This is a genomic window from Janthinobacterium sp. 1L-D-8-B-C4 (assembly GCF_057291295.1).
Genome location: NZ_JBXAVX010000041.1, coordinates 1 through 1,184 on the forward strand (window position 1 = coordinate 1; position 1,184 = coordinate 1,184).

A 1,184-nucleotide genomic window follows, 5' to 3' on the forward strand; every position below is an offset into this window, starting at 1 on the left:
TATAGTGGATCCCGAATCTGAGACGATGGTTTAAGCTGTGGTCCGTGAAAGGATGACAGCAAATGAGTGAAGGTAAAAAACGTCGGGTACACACGGCCGAGTTTAAGGCCAAGGTCGGTCTGGAGGCCGTTCGCGGCGTCAAGACGGTGACGGAGATCGCGCAAGAGTTCGGCGTGCATCCGGTGCTGGTGGGCCAGTGGAAAAAGGAAATCCTGGAGAACGCCGGCGCGCTGTTCGACACCAAGCGCGGCCCCAAGCCGATCGATGAAAGCAGTCCCGAGGACAAACTATACGGCGAGATCGGTCGGCTGAAGATGGAAGTGGACTGGCTTAAAAAAAAGCTGGGGCCGTGAGCCAGGAGGCGCGCTTGGGCTGGATCGAAGCCGGGCACGAGAAGCTGCCGCTGACGCGCCAATGCGAGCTGGCAAGCGTGCCGCGCGCGACGGTGTACCGCCGGATCGACGCGGCATCCCGGCAGGCATGCGAGGACGAGAGCGACCTGAAGCTGAGCGCGCTGATTGACGAGGAATACACCAGTCGGCCTTTTTATGGCAGCAGGCGCATGGTCGTGTTCCTGCGCGCGACGGGCCATGTAGTCAACCGCAAGCGCGTGCAGCGTCTGATGCGCGGCATGGGGCTGGCGGGCATGGCGCCGGGGCCGAATACGAGCCGAGCGCATCCGCAGCACAAGGTCTATCCGTACCTGTTGCGCGGTGTGCCCGTGACGCGTCCTAATCACGTATGGTCGACCGATATCACCTACATCCGGTTGGCGCGGGGCTTCGCGTATTTGGTGGCGATCATCGACTGGTACAGCCGCAAGTTGCTGTCCTGGCGCCTCAGCAACAGCATGGACGCGTCGTTCTGCGTGGACTGCCTGGAGGACGCCTTGCGCCAGCATGGCAAGCCGGAGTTGTTCAACAGCGATCAGGGTTCGCAGTTCACCAGCACGGCCTTCACCGACGTGCTCAAGCGCGAAGGCGTCGCCATCAGCATGGACGGGCGCGGTCGGGCGCTGGACAACATCTTCGTCGAGCGGCTGTGGCGCAACGTGAAGTACGAGGATGTGTATCTGAAAGGATACGCCAATATGGCGGAATTGACGGTGGGCCTGGCGCAGTATTTCGCGTTCTATAACGCTGAGCGGCCGCACCAATCGCTGAGCTACCAGACGCCCGACCAAG

General features: G+C 61.5%; 1 protein-coding gene. It reads left to right on the plus strand.

Translation table 11 applies throughout. The features are described 5' to 3' along the window. Positions 1 to 62 precede the first annotated feature (62 nt). Positions 63 to 1,184, plus strand: a protein-coding gene (locus AC0Z42_RS29705; RefSeq protein WP_485471643.1) for an IS3 family transposase whose coding sequence is annotated in 2 segments (ribosomal slippage) — positions 63 to 342 and positions 342 to 1,184 — 1,123 coding nt annotated over the 2 segments. Because the reading frame shifts where the segments join, the coding sequence is not laid out codon by codon here. This gene is flagged as partial in the annotation.